11 protein-coding genes are annotated in these 15,952 nt (G+C 37.4%); 7 read left to right on the forward strand and 4 right to left on the reverse strand.

From position 1 onward, the window contains the following. Window positions 1-7: 7 nt before the first annotated feature. Window positions 8-2,653 (reverse strand): pyruvate, phosphate dikinase, encoded by a 2,646-nt coding sequence (gene ppdK, locus IGJ03_RS03765; protein WP_002361422.1) that lies wholly within the window; start codon window positions 2,651-2,653, stop codon window positions 8-10. Between the two features lie 169 nt (window positions 2,654-2,822). Between ppdK and IGJ03_RS03770 the strand changes: the two genes are divergently transcribed. Beyond that, window positions 2,823-3,452, forward strand: a complete 630-nt coding sequence (locus IGJ03_RS03770) for a helix-turn-helix transcriptional regulator (protein ID WP_002355926.1) — start codon at window positions 2,823-2,825, stop codon at window positions 3,450-3,452. 12 nt (window positions 3,453-3,464) lie between these two features. Continuing rightward, window positions 3,465-4,277, forward strand: coding sequence for a pyruvate, water dikinase regulatory protein (locus IGJ03_RS03775; protein WP_002355927.1), 813 nt, complete (start codon window positions 3,465-3,467; stop codon window positions 4,275-4,277). Window positions 4,278-4,347: 70 nt separating this feature from the next. On the opposite strand, the gene mprF is transcribed toward IGJ03_RS03775, so the two are convergent. Together mprF and IGJ03_RS03785 are read right to left on the reverse strand one after the other, a co-directional pair. After that, window positions 4,348-6,879, reverse strand: coding sequence for a bifunctional lysylphosphatidylglycerol flippase/synthetase MprF (mprF, locus tag IGJ03_RS03780; protein WP_375804818.1), 2,532 nt, complete (start codon window positions 6,877-6,879; stop codon window positions 4,348-4,350). Beyond that, window positions 6,876-7,610 carry an alpha/beta fold hydrolase gene (locus IGJ03_RS03785; protein WP_002361424.1) on the reverse strand — a complete coding sequence of 245 codons (735 nt, stop codon included), beginning with the start codon at window positions 7,608-7,610 and terminating at the stop codon, window positions 6,876-6,878. Before IGJ03_RS03785 ends, mprF begins: the two co-directional genes overlap by 4 nt. A 176-nt stretch (window positions 7,611-7,786) precedes the next feature. Between IGJ03_RS03785 and IGJ03_RS03790 the strand changes: the two genes are divergently transcribed. From IGJ03_RS03790 to IGJ03_RS03800, 3 genes are read left to right on the forward strand one after another with little or no spacing between them, the layout of a single operon-like run. Beyond that, window positions 7,787-8,371 carry a hypothetical protein gene (locus IGJ03_RS03790; RefSeq protein WP_002368259.1) on the forward strand — a complete coding sequence of 195 codons (585 nt, stop codon included), beginning with the start codon at window positions 7,787-7,789 and terminating at the stop codon, window positions 8,369-8,371. Window positions 8,372-8,393: 22 nt separating this feature from the next. Beyond that, window positions 8,394-9,449 (forward strand): endonuclease/exonuclease/phosphatase family protein, encoded by a 1,056-nt coding sequence (locus IGJ03_RS03795; RefSeq protein ID WP_375804819.1) that lies wholly within the window; start codon window positions 8,394-8,396, stop codon window positions 9,447-9,449. 16 nt (window positions 9,450-9,465) lie between these two features. Beyond that, entirely contained in the window at window positions 9,466-10,122 is a 657-nt protein-coding gene (locus IGJ03_RS03800; protein WP_109537797.1) for a 5'-methylthioadenosine/S-adenosylhomocysteine nucleosidase, read from the forward strand. 103 nt (window positions 10,123-10,225) lie between these two features. Here IGJ03_RS03800 and IGJ03_RS03805 read toward each other — a convergent pair whose 3' ends face one another. Continuing rightward, a complete protein-coding gene (locus IGJ03_RS03805; protein WP_010821572.1) occupies window positions 10,226-12,463 on the reverse strand; it encodes an ATP-binding cassette domain-containing protein in 2,238 nt (745 codons plus the stop codon). Window positions 12,464-12,624: 161 nt separating this feature from the next. Between IGJ03_RS03805 and IGJ03_RS03810 the strand changes: the two genes are divergently transcribed. Next, complete coding sequence (locus IGJ03_RS03810) at window positions 12,625-14,916, forward strand: amidase family protein (RefSeq protein WP_161325060.1); 2,292 nt, start codon at window positions 12,625-12,627, stop codon at window positions 14,914-14,916. Between the two features lie 79 nt (window positions 14,917-14,995). Beyond that, window positions 14,996-15,940, forward strand: coding sequence for an aminoglycoside phosphotransferase family protein (locus IGJ03_RS03815; RefSeq protein ID WP_375804908.1), 945 nt, complete (start codon window positions 14,996-14,998; stop codon window positions 15,938-15,940). Window positions 15,941-15,952 lie beyond the last annotated feature (12 nt).

Below are 15,952 nucleotides of genomic sequence, written 5' to 3' on the forward strand. Positions count from 1 at the left end.
CGTTAAATTAAAGAAGGACCATTTGTTCTTCAGTCACAGCCGGTTCGGTTAAAATTTTGGCTTGGGCAGCTGCGAGTTTCGCAATAGGTACCCGATAAGGTGAGCAAGAGATGTAGTTTAGGCCAAGTGTTTGGAAAAACGTGATGGATTGCGGATCACCACCGACTTCTCCACATACGCCAATACTCATGTTTGGTTTAGTGCGACGCGCTTTCTCTACAGCTAATTGAATTAGTTGACCAACACCTGTTTGATCTAATGATTGAAACGGATCTTGGGTAATGATTTTCTTTTCCCGATACGTATTAATGAATTTCCCGATATCATCACGAGAAAAACCATAGGTCATTTGTGTTAAATCATTTGTTCCAAAGCTGAAAAAGTCTGCTTCTTCTGCTAACTGATCCGCAATCAGACAAGCTCTCGGTAGTTCAATCATTGTCCCGATTTCGTAAGGGAAAGGAGTCATCTTATGTTCTTCAAAGAGACCGTCAATCGTTTCTTTTAAAATGCGTTTGAGATAGAGAAGTTCTTCTTTTTCGGCGATTAGAGGAATCATCACTTCTGGATAAACAGTAATTCCTTCTTTGACTAATCGAATGGCACTAGTAAATAAGGCTGTAACTTGCATTTTGTATATTTGTGGTTGGGTCACACCTAAACGACAACCACGATGGCCCAACATTGGATTGGTTTCTTGTAACCGTTCAATTTGTTTGGCGATGGTCACCGGGAACCGTTGTAGTTGCTTCGCCAATAATTGAATATCATTCTTTTCATGAGGTAAAAACTCATGCATCGGCGGATCTAACAAGCGGACCACCATGGGCTTGTCTTGAACTACTTTCAGCATTTGATAAAAGTCTTCCTGTTGAAAATGAAGAAGTTGCTCCAACGCATAGGTTGCTTCCTTTTCAGACTCTGCTAAAATTAGTCGACGCATTTCCAAGACACGCTCTTCACCGAAAAACATATGCTCTGTTCGCGCTAAACCAATCCCCGCTGCGCCAAAACGGATAGCAGTCTCTAAATCTTGTGTAGTTTCTGCATTGGCACGAACAGTTAAATCAGCATACGCATCTGCCCAAGACAAGAGCTCTTGAAGGTCATCGTTATTATCAGCAGAAATTGTAGGAATTTCGCCAAGATAAATTTCCCCCGTTGAGCCATCGACGGAAATGATTGTTCCTTCTAAGATGACTTGTGGCCCGCAGTGTAGTTGTTTGGTTTCTTCATTGACGGTTAAACTTTCACAACCAGTCACACAGCAAGTTCCCATTCCTCGTGCGACCACAGCGGCATGAGAAGTCATTCCGCCACGACTGGTCACAATTGCTTCGCTTACAACCATGCCTTCAATATCTTCTGGTGAAGTTTCTTGACGAACAAGAATGACTTTCTTTCCTAGATTGGTCAGTTCTTTGGCTTTTTCTGCTGTAAAAACAATTTGGCCACTTGCTGCACCAGGACTAGCAGGAAGTCCCATAGCTAAACGTTCCATGTGTTGTCGTTTCTCTTGATCAAACACGGGATGAATTAATTGATCAATCGTATCAGGTGTCACACGCAACAGTGCTTCTTGTTTAGTAATGCGATTTTCTTTGGCTAAGTCTAAAGCAATTTTAACCGTAGCTGCGGCGGTTCGTTTCCCGTTTCTTGTTTGTAAAATATATAATTTTTCATTTTCAATGGTAAATTCAATATCTTGCATGTCACGATAATGATATTCTAAAAGTTCTGCGTAATGGCGAAAATCTTGATAAACTTTTGGCATAGTCAAACGTAAACGACGAATGGGTTCTGGCGTCCGAATACCAGCCACTACATCTTCTCCTTGCGCGTTCAAAAGAAACTCTCCAAACAGTTGATTTTCCCCTGTGACCGGATTTCTAGTAAAGACAACGCCAGTGCCACTGTCTAGTCCACGATTGCCGAAAACCATTTCTTGAATGTTGACAGCTGTACCTAAATCATGTGCAATATGATGTAAGTTTCGATAAACCACCGCACGTTGATTATTCCATGAATCAAAAACAGCTTTGATTGCTTCAAAAAGTTGTGCGACAGGGTCTTGCGGGAACACCACCTGATGTTGTTCAAAAACTTCTTGGTAGCGGACAATCAAGGCGAAATGATCTTCTTCTTGAAAAGCGGTAATTTTTTTGTTGAGCTCTTGTTCCAAGCGCTCTTTTTGTTGGTCAAATAATTCTTTGGGAATGTGATAGACGACGTCTCCAAACATTTGAATAAGTCGGCGATAACAATCAAAAGCAAAACCAGGAGAGGTTAAGGTCGCAAATTTTTTCACACGTTGATCATTTAAACCTAAATTTAAAATAGTATCCATCATACCAGGCATCGAGAAGGCAGCACCGCTGCGAACGGAAACTAAGAGAATCTCATTGTCTGCGGTAAAAGATTTGCCTGTTTCAGTTTCTAGATTTTTAACCGCTTTCAAAATTTCTGATTGTAAGTGTTCTTCAAAGAAAGTAGCATCTGCCAAATAGTCCATACAGCAACGGGTTGTAATCGTGAATCCTTGCGGAATCGGCAAACCTAAGCGTGTCATTTCTGCCAAGTTCGCCCCTTTACCACCAAGAGTCTCTTTACCTTCATTGTGTGTTTCGTTAAAAGAATAAATAAACTTTTTCATGCGTGACCTCCGTTTAATATGTGTCTTATATGTTCAATAAACATCATAATAGACGGAAATAAGTTTGTCAATAGAAAAAGTTTCTTGTCAATATGTTGAAAAAACAATAAATATGTGTATAATTGTAAGCGAATGCACAATTTGTTTAAGAGGAATTGAGGAGGAAATGATGAAATTAAGTAAACGACAAGAGCAAATTATCGCTGTTGTAAAAGAGCATCAGCCAGTTAGTGGTGAACGCATTTCGGACATACTAGCCGTTTCACGTGCGACATTGCGTTCTGATTTGTCTTTTTTAACACTTTCAGGAATTTTAAAAGCAAGTCCGAAAGTTGGGTATACTTACGAAAGTGATAATATGGAGGCTTTTTTCTTTTTTGATGTTTTTCAAACAAAAGTTCAGGAGATCATGAGTCCACCATTGATGGTTGCCCAAGACACCTCAATTCGAGATGCGATTACCAACTTGTTTATGTATGATGTCGGTTCTCTTTATGTCATGGATGAAGCAAAAGAATTATTAGGGGTTTTGTCACGAAAAGATTTATTACGGGCCTCTTTAAATACAAATATTGATGGCACACCTGTTGCTGTTTGTATGACAAGAGTGCCACATGTGAAAACCTGCACACCAGAATTTACTATTCTTGAAGCTGCTGACACTTTGCAAAAATACGAAGTGGATTCTTTGCCAGTCGTTGAAAAAGAAAATCCTAAAAAAGTTATTGGAAAAATTACGAAAACGAAAATTTTAACCTATATTACGCAACAAGCGAAAGAAGCCGCACAAAATAGATAAGGGAGCTTAATTATGAAAAAAGAGATCATTGTTTATACTATTTCCGATTCACTTGGAGAAACATCACAAAAATTGTTAGCTGCAGCAAGCGCACAGTATCCAGATATTTCTTTTCTTAATCGATACAATTTTTCTTTTGTCACAACAGAAGAAGAATTATTGGAGATTTTAAAAGATGCCTTAAAAGATAAAGCCTTAGTTGTCAGTACATTAGTCAGTAAACAACTAATCACAGCGGCGAAAGAATTTAGTGAACGAACAGGGTTGTTATATTTAGATTTAATGGCGCCATTTTTTGAATTAATTCAAGCGAAAGCCGGAGTAGATCCTATTGAAGAGCCTGGACGACGCCACCAGCTAGATCGTGCCTATTTTGATAAAATCTCAGCGATTGAATTTGCTGTAAAATATGATGATGGCAAAAATCCTCAAGGGTTTCTTGATTCTGATATATTGTTGTTAGGCGTTTCGCGGACCTCAAAGACGCCAGTCAGTATGTATTTAGCAAATCAAGGCTACCGCGTTTCTAACTTACCATTAATTCCAGAAGTTCCATTGCCGCCAATTTTGGAAGAAATGGATCCACAAAAAATGATTGGTTTAGTTTGTTCGCCAGAAACATTAGGACAGATTCGTAGCAGTCGGTTGGCTTCCTTAGGTTTAGGTAATGAGACCAGTTATACCAATGTTGAACGGATTGAACAAGAATTAGCCTATGCCGAAGAAATTTTTGCGAAGTATGGTATCCCAGTGATTGATGTAACCGCAAAATCTGTCGAAGAAACAGCCTTTTTAATTAAAGAAAAACTAGATGAAAGAAATTAAAAAGCTTGGCAACCTCACTAAATTTCAGTGAAGTTGCCAAGCTTTTTATACTTAATTGGGCTTCTTTTTGTTAGTCAATATTTTTTTGATCGACAATGAGTAAAGCGATCATAACGTAGACAATCCAGCTACTTTTAGAATAAAGTGTATAGCGGGGTTGCCATTTGCTAGCAAATTTTTCCTTGTATTCGCGTAATCCTTGGAAGGAGTAAATTTCTGAACCAAATTCATAAATTAACGCAGCAATCCGTTCTTGAATAAAACTTTTTCTTGATTGACCAACGTTGGCTAACGGAGCCATCCCTAAATTGAAATAATGAATATTTTCTGTTTTCATATATTCAAATAAATGAATAAATAGGAAATCCATACTTCCAGAAGGGGCTTTTTCTTTATGGTGACGCATCAAGTCGATGGTACCAACTTCATTTGTGTAACTAGGAATGATGTTAGCGAAAGAGACCATTTCTCCTTCAGCATTTCGGACAACAGCAATTGGGTTTCTTTGAAGATACGCTTCATCGAAAAATCCTAGTGAAAAGCCTTTTTCTTTTCGATTGTCTAACCAACTATCCGAAATAGCTTTTAATTCGTGCATTTGTTCGGCACTAAAAGGAGGTTGGAGTACGTCAAATGAATAGCCGGCTTTGGTAATTTTATTAAACACTGCGCGGGTACCTTTGAATTTTTTCCCAGACATCGTAAATGTTTCTAGATTAACTAAGGCTTCTTCGCCCATTTTGATAAATTCGTAGCCGTATTCGTGTAGTAACATCACGCTGTCCTCATTGGTTTCGTAAAAGACGGGTACATAGCCGAAACGATCTGTTTCTTTAAGGAATGCATCAATCGCCGCAGGAAAATCTTCTTTGTTCCCCGAAGGATTGCCCATCACAACGCATTTATTATTAATGGTGTTGAATTGTAAAAAGACAGTCGGTTTTTCTTTGGGATATAAGAAAACCTGTTTATCATGAAGAAAGACAAGTTCACTGTCAATATTCCCGCCATAAGTTGTTAAGATATTATGCAAGATACTATCTTCTGGAAACTCACCCACTTGGTGTTTTTTCCCTTGGAGGTAGCGAACAAATAGAAAGTTAAAACTCATAACTAAGAGGATAGCGATAAATCCTGACAACCAGATCCGTTCGGAAGGGAACAAGAAAAATTCCACAAAATGATGACGATGGTGTGGGAAGTTCGGTAAATTATAAACACCAATTACCAGGTATAACAAAGTCAACAAGCCAAAGATAAACCCATCAATCGTCATCCACTCCCAAGAGTAAACCAGTTGTTCACGGTACAATTCTGATTTTGAAAAAATAACGATAAATAATAAAATAGCTAAATAGAAAATGGAAAACATACTAAAGTCAACAACAAATGAATACAAGATAGCACCAATTAATAAAATAATCGTTGGATAATAGGCTCTTTTAACACGATCAGCAATCCCACGTCCCATAATTAATAATGCAAAGCCTAAAACAATACTCGGAATTTGAATAATAATATGAGAACGGAAGGGGTTAATATCTCTTAACCAATGCACTTGAGTGAAGGCTTCTGGAATAGTGGCTAGGAGCACCATCATGATTCCTGAAAAATAAAGTAAAACCACTTCCAGCTTGTGGGCAATTTCCAAAGTAATTTGTTTTAGCAATTGACGATAATGAGTATCCAACTTTTGGCTTAAGTGTTTTGTAAAGAACAAACAGCCAATTAAGAAAGGAATAATATAATAGAATAAACGATAGAGCAATAACCACAAAACAATAATTTCACGATCGACACCTAAGTTGCTCAGTCCTAAAATCATCATGACATCAAAACTACCTAAAGCCCCTGGAATCATCGAAGCAATCCCAATAATCGAAGCTGCTACATATAAAGGAACAATATCAATTAAAGGAATCGGTACATCTAATAAGTAACCAATACTGATAAAGGTAATTAAAACACCTGTCCATTCTAAAAACGAAGAAACAACTAAAGATAAGCGATTTTTTGCATCGAGGTTACCAAAGGAACTATTTTTTTGGAAATGTAAAATAAGATAAAGTAATGGGAAATAAAGACCGCCACCTAATAACCAAATCCAATATTGCTGTAAATAAGCCATCTTTGGATCAAACTGAACAAGGAAAAAGCAAAGAATACTATAAATAGATAGACCGGATAACACAAAAAGTAAAATATGGGTTAACGCAGGTAAAATTTTCTTTTCCTCTGTTTTATTTCCATAAAATTCAGAACGAAGTCCCATGCTGACCAAACCACCGAATCCACCAATATTATTGATGGTATTGACAATCCAGCTAGATTCAAGGAGTTCCCGTTTTGAGACTTTCAAGTTTAAAATGCGATTTAATGTTAAGTCATAATTTAGCATCGGAGTAACGGAAACTAAACCGATAACCATCATCAATAACAATTTCCATAGCGGAATCTCATCAAAAATCTGTTTTAACTGTTCAAATGAGATCGTTTTACCAATTGATAAAAGTTGGGCAACAACAATAATTGAGACCGCAATAACAAACAGTGTTTTTAGTAATCCTGTATGCGTTTTGATCCAATGAATAATTTGTTTCATTTAGACACCTTCATTTCCTTTAAGAATTTTTCGATTGTTTTATTAAAAATATCTGGTGAGTTTTTGGCAAATAAATGACCCTGTTTATTTACCAAGACCAATTTACCATCAGGAATGGCATCAGCAATCGCCCGTGAATGGGAAAGCGCAATTAAATCTCGACTGCCAGTAATAACAAGAGTAGGACAGGGGATGTGTTCTAAATCTTGTTTTGTCAGTCCAGTATCTTCAAATAACAGAGCCACGATAGGGAGCCGTGCGCGCAATTTTTTTGAAAAAAAGGCGCCAATACGACAAAACCAATATTGAAAATAAGTGGCAATCGTTACATATTTTTTCAGACCAGACATGGTGACATTTCCAGAATTTAAGACGAGTTTGTTGACGAAATCAGGATATAAATGGGTAAAAACCATGGCAATATTTGCTCCGTCACTAAAGCCCAATAAATTAATTTTTGTTAAGTGTTCTTGTTGAATAATACCAGCTAAATCTTCTGCCAAAAGCGGAAAAGTTAATTGACTTTGTGTATTGGTGGAACGTCCATGTCCGCGGGTATCCACCGCAATAACTTGATACTCTTTGGAGAAATAAGAAATTTGATAATTAAAAAAAGTATGATCATTGCCATTACCATGAAGTAACACAAGGGGGTAATTTGTTTCTTTGCCAAAAATTTGATAAAAAATTTGACTGCCATCTATTGTTTGAAAATATTTTTCTATTGCCATTCTCCGTCACCTATCTCATCTATAATCAATCGAGTCCTCTCTCATTATAGAGTCTTTTGTCTTTTTTTTGTAATAAAAAACAGAAAATTTTCCGAACAGTTTTGTAAGGTGTTGTAATATAGTGTGATATAGTAGAAGATAGCCACCTAAAAATTAGGCTAGAGGAGGAGAAGTTGATGTCTTTAATCGTTTTAATTGGTGCCCAAGCTGTCGGGAAAATGACCGTTGGCAAGGCTTTAGAAAAACAGTTAGATGCTAAATTACTATTTAATCATCAAACCATTGACTTATTTGCAAACTATCTTGGGTATACGGAACGTGCGTTTCAATTGTCTGATTCCGTTAGAAAGGGACTTTTTCAGGCCTTTGTAGAAAATCCAGCCACAAATACAACAAAAAATATTATTTTTACAGTGGTGATTTCTTTTGATCAAGAACAGGATTTTCAATTTTTAGAAGAAATATCAGAAATTTTTCTTAATAAACATGAGTCCGTTTATTTCGTCGAACTCGTCTCTTCAACAGCAATCCGCCTAGAACGAAATGTTCATCCAGAGCGGCTAGAGGCAAAACCTTCAAAACGCGATGTCGACTTTTCTCGAAAAGAATTACTCAATACCTTTAAAGAACATCGATTAGTAAGCCACGAAGGTGAACTAGAAAGTACATTTCCAAATGTAAAAATAACGAAAATAAATAATTCAAACATGACACCAGAAGAAGTAGCAACGAAGATAATTGCTACTTTTGGTTTGACATAATGTGAAAGGAACATCGGAATCAATGAAAAAGTTTTTTAAATATCTCGGTAGCTTGATGGTCCTTCTTTTAAGCATAGCTTTAATTTTGATAGGATATTTAACCTTTCGAGAGTTTCGACCACGAGCGGTTGAACCAGTTGCTATAAGTAAACAATTTTCAGAGCAAACCATCGAAAAAAAGCAATCCATTTCTTTAGTCACGTATAACATAGGCTATGCTGGCCTAGGACAAACAGAAGATTTTTTTATGGACGGTGGCAAAACTGTCCAACCAGTTAATAAGGCAATGGTCCAACAGAATTTAACGGGCATTGAAGAAACCTTGAAAGAATTACCAGCGATGATTTACTTATTCCAAGAAGTCGATCGTCGCTCGCAACGTTCTTACGAAGTCAATCAAGAGGAAGAATTACAAAAACAGCTACAGCTGAACAGCGCATTTGCTTATAATTTTAAGGTAGATTATGTGCCCATTCCTTGGCCGCCGATTGGACGAGTAGAAAGTGGTTTATTAACATTATCAAATGAAAAAATAACAGAGGCCAAACGCATTGCTTTACCCAATCCCTTTCGTTGGCCCGTTAGCATTAGTAACTTAAAACGAGCGCTTCTAGAAACGCGCTTTCCAATTAAAGGCACAGACAAAGAATTAGTGGTTTTTAACTTACATTTGGAAGCCTATGACAATGGGGAAGGGAAGATTGCTCAAAGCAAAAAGTTAGCTGACGTATTATCCCAAGAATACGCTAAAGGAAACTATGTAATTGCTGGAGGTGACTTTAATCAAGTTTTCAAAGGCAGTCATCGATATCCTGACTTAGGGGAAGCTGGTTGGGTACCAGGAGAAATTGATCCAGCAGACTTACCTAAACATTTTTCACTTGCTTATGATGATCAACAGCCGACTGTGCGGGTGCTTAATAAGCCATACACTGGCTCTTATGAAACATCCCAAGTGTATGTAATTGATGGTTTTATTGTTTCTGATAATGTGGCTGTTCATAGCGTGAAAACAAAGGACGAACAATTTAAATATACAGATCACCAACCTGTGAAGATAGAAGTTGGGTTGAAATAGAAAAAGGAGGAGATAGATGAAATTAGGGATTATTGCCGCAATGGATTTAGAGCTTCAAAAATTATTGGAATATTTTCCACCACAACGAAAGATACAGCTAGCAAAAAATACATTTTATATTTATGAACAAAAAACATCGCAAGTCATTATGGTTTGTGCAGGACAAGGAAAGACGAATGCTACGCTATATAGTCAAATACTTATTGATTCATTTCAAATAGAACAACTAATTAATATCGGTATTTGTGGCTGTTTAAATGAAAAACTGCAACTCTTTGAGATGGTGCTAGGTGAGGAATACTGCCATTACGATATTCGTGAAAGACAGTCAATCAATAAATTTCCTTATCAGCTGTACTATAAAGGAGATAAAGGAATGCTGGCCGAACTTCAACATCTAGATGAAAAGATAAAGTGTGTTCGTTTTGGAACTGGAGAAAGCTTCGTTTGTGACACAACTGAAAAAAGAAACTTAATTGAACAATTCTCTATTGATTGTGTGGATATGGAATCCGCAGCTATTGCACAATGCTGCTTTTTAAATGATTGTGCTTTTGTTTCTATAAGAATTATTTGCGATAGAGCGGATGCTAACGCAGTCAAAGTAACAGAAGATACGCAAACACAGGCAATGGAAAAAGTATTTGAATTGGTCTGTGCATATATAAATTAAAAAAGAAAGAGCTTGGAACAAAAATCCAGAAAGATTTTTGTTCCAAGCTTAAAAAGTAATATAGATTGGGGATAAAAGTAACATTGTTATTGTTCCAATTATTTTACAGATAGCCTTTAGTAATAGAATGAGTGGAATTTAGCATATTTGCTGGGGTTCCTGTAAAAAGAAGCTGTCCGCCATTTTCTCCACCTTCGGGACCTAGTTCAATCAACCAGTCGGCACTTTTAATCACGTCAATGTGATGTTCTAATAAAATTAAGCTGTTTCCTTCTTCTACCATTCGATTGAAAAGTTGAAGACTTTGTTGGATATCAATTAAGTGTAAACCATCTGTAGGTTCATCCATTAAATAGATAGCTTTTTTTTGGTGAAGTGTGTCTGCTAATTTTACCCTTTGCAATTCGCCACCAGATAATGTTGAGAGCGATTGATTGAGTTTAAGGTAGCTTAAGCCAACTTCCAGTAAATTTTTTAATGAAAGAGCAAAAGGCTGGTCTTTGAAAAAATCATAGCCATCTTTAACGCTTAAAGCTAGTACTTCAACGATATTTTTTCCGTTATACAGATAATGAAGCACCTCTTCTTTGTAACGCGTTCCGTGACAGGTTTCGCAAACACTAGTAACATCCTCCATAAAAGACATATCGGAGACAATTATGCCTTTCCCCTTGCAAGTAGGACAGGCGCCTTTGGAATTATAGCTAAATAAAGCTGGACTAACATGATTTTCTTCCGCAAACAGTTTGCGGACCTTATCAAAAATATTAAGATAGGTCATAGGTGTGGATCGTAAATTTGCGGTAATGCTTTTTTGTGAAAGATGAATAATTTCTTGGTTATCAGCCTGGGCTTTTTGATAAATTTCTTCCGCTAATGATGATTTACCTGAACCAGCGACCCCACAAATAACAGTCAAAACTCCTAACGGAACTTCGACAGATAGATTGTTTAAATTATGCAGTGTCGCATGTTCGATTGATAAAGACTTCCTTGCTTTTCTTGGTTGGTCGTTTAAAGGGAGCGGCTCTTGAAGCGCTTGACTAGTCAAGGTTTTGGAGGCTAAAAATGCGTCATACGTTCCTGAAAACTGGACATGGCCACCATTTTCGCCTGCGAAAGGTCCGATATCGATGATAAAATCAGCTTCTCTAATTAATTGTGGATTATGTTCCACGAGAACCACGGTGTTTCCTTTATTTTTTAAATTGAGCAATGCACGACTGATCCGTTCGATGTCCTTTGGATGTAAGCCAGCACTTGGTTCATCTAAAATATACATAATATCATTTAAGGCGCTGTTTACATACTTAGCAATTTTAATCCGCTGTGCTTCACCACCAGAAAGTGTTTCAGTTGCTCGTCCTAATGTGAGGTAGGAGAGACCGATATTAATTAATGCTTCTAGACGTACAAGTAGCTCTTCTTGAATAGTTTTTATTAAGGATAGGTCCATTGAACGAATAAAAGAATGTAATTCAGTGAGTGGCATGTCAACAGCATCAGCAATACTTTTCTGATTAATTTTGCAGCTACGAACACGTTCATTGACTCTACTTCCTAAACAATCAGGACATCTTTTTACGGTAACAAAGTGATTAAGGTATTTTTGATGACGTTTGCCTTCGTCTGTATGCAATATGCTACGTTGCATACGCGGGACGATTCCTTCATACAAAGCTGTATGAGGCCACTCTTTGGGTGGATTAGCTAGTTTTTGTTGTGGAGCATATAAAAATAATGCTAACTCTTCAGGAGAATAGTCCTTGATTTTTTTATCCAAATCAAATAGACCACTATGGGCATAACGCTTCCACCGCCAGTTGCCAACTGTAAATGTGGGGAAATCGATAGGCCCTTCGTTTAATGATTTGTCATAATCAACTAGCTGATGAAGATTGATTTCGGTAATCTTTCCTAAGCCATCGCATGTTGGACATTTTCCATCCGGATGATTAAACGAAAAAGTATCTGAATAACCAACAAATGGAGAACCTGCTCGTGAAAACAGCAAACGTAAAAACGTATAAATATCTGTGTACGTTCCCACTGTCGAACGAGAATTACCTGCTACTTTTTTCTGGTCAATGACAATTGCAACAGGAAGATTCTCGATTTTTTCAACTTCTGGACGACCATATTTGGGTAAGTAATTTTGAACAAACGAACTAAATGTATCATTTAGTTCACGACGTGATTCAGCGGCTAATGTGTCAAATACTAAGGAGGACTTTCCTGAACCCGAAAGTCCAGTAACAACAGTTAGTTGCTTTTTAGGGATATTGACAGAGATATTCTTCAAATTATTTTGTGTTGCGTGCTTAATTTCAATCCATTCCATTAAAAAACCTCCGTTTCTATTCTATTTTAGCATATAAAAAGAACCTAGCCTAAAAGTTGAACATGGGAATTTTCAAGAGAACTTTACTTTTTAATCGCTTTCATTTATGCTATAAGTAATACAGATTTTTTAACTGTATTAATAGATAAAGGATGTGACTTATGAAGAAGTCGATTTTGTTCAAAAAGTTAGGGATTATTTTATTAATTAGCCAAACACTGGTAGGGGTACCAATGTTGGCACAAGAAAGTATACTAGAAACAACCGTTCAAACAGAGACGGAATCAGTAACAACAGAAACCAGTCAGACTGTAGCTAACTTGGAATCTGAAACTACTAGCCAAACGGTGATGCAGGAAAAAGAATCCTCTTCGGCAATCGCCGAAAGCAGTAGCGGAAATGCGGTTGCAGTAACTACTGAAACCACAAATGAGATACAAAATAGTGATACAGATGGAAAAGCTGTTTCTGCAGAGAGTGTTTTTTCAGAAGCAGATTATAAACAAGCAACTGCACTGGAGTTAGCAACTTTAGTAAGAGAAAAAAAGGTGACGAGCGAAGAATTAGTAAAAATTGCGTTGGCCATCACTAAACGTGAAAATCCTACATTAAATGCGGTCATTACTTTACGAGAAGAAGCGGCTTTGACAGAAGCAAAAGCTTTACAAGATACAGGTCAACCATTTCTAGGTGTGCCGCTCTTACTAAAAGGGTTAGGACAATCCTTGAAAGGTGAAAGCAACACGAACGGTTTTGGTTTTCTCCAAGATCAAGTAGCTGGTGGGACATCGACCTTTGTCAAAGCACTACAAAATGCCGGATTCATAATCATTGGTCAAACGAATTATCCAGAATTAGGTTGGAAGAATATTTCAGATTCAAAGTTATATGGCGTTTCCGTCAATCCATGGAATCCTAACCATTATTCAGGTGGTTCTTCAGGCGGAGCGGGTGCTAGTGTCGCCGCGGCATTTGTTCCCATTGCTTCTGGAAGTGATGCTGGTGGCTCTATCCGCATCCCTGCTTCTTGGACAGGCACCGTAGGCTTGAAACCTTCTAGAGGAGTAATCATTGGTAATTCTAATAGTGCAAAAGGTCAAACTGTTCACTTTGGTTTAAGTCGAACCGTGGCGGATACAAATGCATTATTTGAAACCTTATTAACCAAAAAAGATCTTCCTGCGGGACATTTAAGTCAAGCGCAACCCATTGCTTATACAACAGAATCCCCTGCCGGAACGCCTATAAGTGCCGAAGCAAAAGAGGCGGTCGCTGAAGCTGTTGCTTTTTTAAAAGACCAAGGGTACACATTGGTTGAAGTGAAGCACCCTGTTGATGGGGAACGTCTAATGAAAAATTATTATACTGTAGCTGCTGGCTCAGCAGGAATTGCCGATTTTATGGCGCGGCAGAAATTGAAAAGACCGCTTGAACGAAATGATGTAGAACTGTTAACATGGGCGCTTTTTCAAACAGGAAAAAATATAACGAGTGAAGAGACAACTGCGGCTTGGACAGATATTGCTTTACAAGCACAAGCGATGGACGAATTTTATCAACAGTATCCTATCTTATTAACACCAACGACGGCTGCCACGGCACCTAGTATTGATAATCCGTTACTAAAACCAGAACATGCAGCACAGATGGAAAAAATTGATCAATTGTCACCAGCAGAACAAAAACAATTGATTTATGACCAATGGCTGACGGCGTTCACATATACACCGTTTACACAACAAGCAAATTTATTTGGACATCCAGCATTAAGTGTACCAACTTACGTTTCAAAAGAAGGACTGCCTTTGGGGATTCAATTTAATAGTGCATTAAATGAAGACCGAACATTGCTACAATTAGGTGCTTTATTTGAAAATAACCACAAGATAAATCAACCACATGTAGAAGAACCAGACAAAGACAAAGAACCAGATACAAGTGGCGAACCAGACAAAGACAAAGAACCAAATGCAAGTGGCGAACTGGATAAAGATAAAGACCCAGATGCAAGTGGCGAACCAGACAAAGATAAAGACCCAGATGCAAGTGGCGAACCAGATAAAGATAAAGAACTAGATACAAGTGGCGAACCAGATAAAGACAAAGAAACAAAAACAAGTGAAGGACCAATCGAAGGAAAAGATCAAAACCAAAACCAAAACCAAAACCAAAACCAAAACCAAAACCAAAACCAAAACCCAGACAAATCTGGAAAAACTACTAGTGAGTCATCCTTAGATAATTCGCTGAATTCATCAGCAAATCAGGGAACCAAATCAACAGAAAGTACTCATGCTTTTTCTGATAAAAATATGATTGGGAAAAAAGAACAGCTTCCCAAAAAAGTATTACCAAAAGCAGGTGCAGAAGTACCTAGTACTTTCTGGGTTGTTTTAGGAGGAGCTTTCTTAGTAACGAGTGGAACGATTTATATAAGGAAAACTAGAAAATGATAACCAGTGAAGGCTAGAGACAATTTATCCCCAATTGTCTCCAGCCTTTTTTCTTTGGTATACTAAAACCAATAGGGAAATGGAGGCGAAAGTAATGAGGGCGTTTGAGAAGATTCCAGCGTTTCAGCAATGGCAAAAAGTTGAAGCTATTCACCGTGGTTGGTCAACTGATTTAAAGTTTAAAGTTACCAAAAATCAAGAAACCTTTTTATTGCGAATTTTTCAACAAGAAGAGTTATTAGCCAAACAACAAGAATATCAATTTATCAAAAAAGTAGCGGCGTTAGGATTTCCCAGTTCTAAACCTTTTTTATGTGCACCTATTCCTGAAAGTGAACAAGGATACATGTTATTAACGTATCTAGAAGGTGAAGACTTAAGCGATGTTTTACCCGCTCTTTCTCCCAAAAGACAACTGAACTTAGGCGTAGAGGCAGGCCGCTATTTAAACAAAATCCATAAGCTTTTGTTGCCTGAAAGGATTAGTCAAAGAGAGATTGCGCGAAATTTATACGAAAAAAAGCAGAGCCAACTAAATAAGTATAAGGAATCTCAATTTTGTATGCCGTACCAGCAGCCAATAATTTCATATTTAGAAAAACAATTACCGTTATTGCAACAACGGCCTGTGGTTTATCAGCATGGAGATTTCCATGTGGGAAATATTATTTACTTGCCAACTAGGCAGGTCGGTGTGATTGATTTTAATCGATGGGATTTTGGGGATCCTTATGAAGAATTTTACAAGTTACAATTTTTTTCAAGAAATGTTTCGCCATTGTTTGCTTATGGTCAATTACAAGGTTATTTTGCTGGGAAAGTTCCTACCTTATTTTGGCAGTTTCAAAAGCTTTATACTTTTCACGCAGGACTCTATTCTTTAGTTTGGGCACTGAGCTTTGGTGAAAAAGAAATCAGGACTATGGAACAGCAATACCAACAATTACTAGAGGACCATAATTGTGGAGAATTACTAGTTCCCAAATGGTTTTCAACTATCCAAAGAAAGGGATTGAGATTTTAGGTTTATTTCGAT

The organism is Enterococcus sp. DIV1315a (genome assembly GCF_051712325.1).
GTDB lineage: Bacteria > Bacillota > Bacilli > Lactobacillales > Enterococcaceae > Enterococcus > Enterococcus faecalis.

Coding starts and splice junctions, on each gene's coding strand:
- IGJ03_RS03795 (WP_375804819.1), top strand. CDS start 8,394: ATGAAAAAGTTTTTTAAATATCTCGGTAGCTTGATGGTCCTTCTTTTA.
- IGJ03_RS03770 (WP_002355926.1), top strand. CDS start 2,823: ATGAAATTAAGTAAACGACAAGAGCAAATTATCGCTGTTGTAAAAGAG.
- IGJ03_RS03785 (WP_002361424.1), bottom strand. CDS start 7,610: ATGGCAATAGAAAAATATTTTCAAACAATAGATGGCAGTCAAATTTTT.
- IGJ03_RS03790 (WP_002368259.1), top strand. CDS start 7,787: ATGTCTTTAATCGTTTTAATTGGTGCCCAAGCTGTCGGGAAAATGACC.
- IGJ03_RS03805 (WP_010821572.1), bottom strand. CDS start 12,463: ATGGAATGGATTGAAATTAAGCACGCAACACAAAATAATTTGAAGAAT.
- IGJ03_RS03815 (WP_375804908.1), top strand. CDS start 14,996: ATGGAGGCGAAAGTAATGAGGGCGTTTGAGAAGATTCCAGCGTTTCAG.
- ppdK (WP_002361422.1), bottom strand. CDS start 2,653: ATGAAAAAGTTTATTTATTCTTTTAACGAAACACACAATGAAGGTAAA.
- mprF (WP_375804818.1), bottom strand. CDS start 6,879: ATGAAACAAATTATTCATTGGATCAAAACGCATACAGGATTACTAAAA.
- IGJ03_RS03810 (WP_161325060.1), top strand. CDS start 12,625: ATGAAGAAGTCGATTTTGTTCAAAAAGTTAGGGATTATTTTATTAATT.
- IGJ03_RS03775 (WP_002355927.1), top strand. CDS start 3,465: ATGAAAAAAGAGATCATTGTTTATACTATTTCCGATTCACTTGGAGAA.
- IGJ03_RS03800 (WP_109537797.1), top strand. CDS start 9,466: ATGAAATTAGGGATTATTGCCGCAATGGATTTAGAGCTTCAAAAATTA.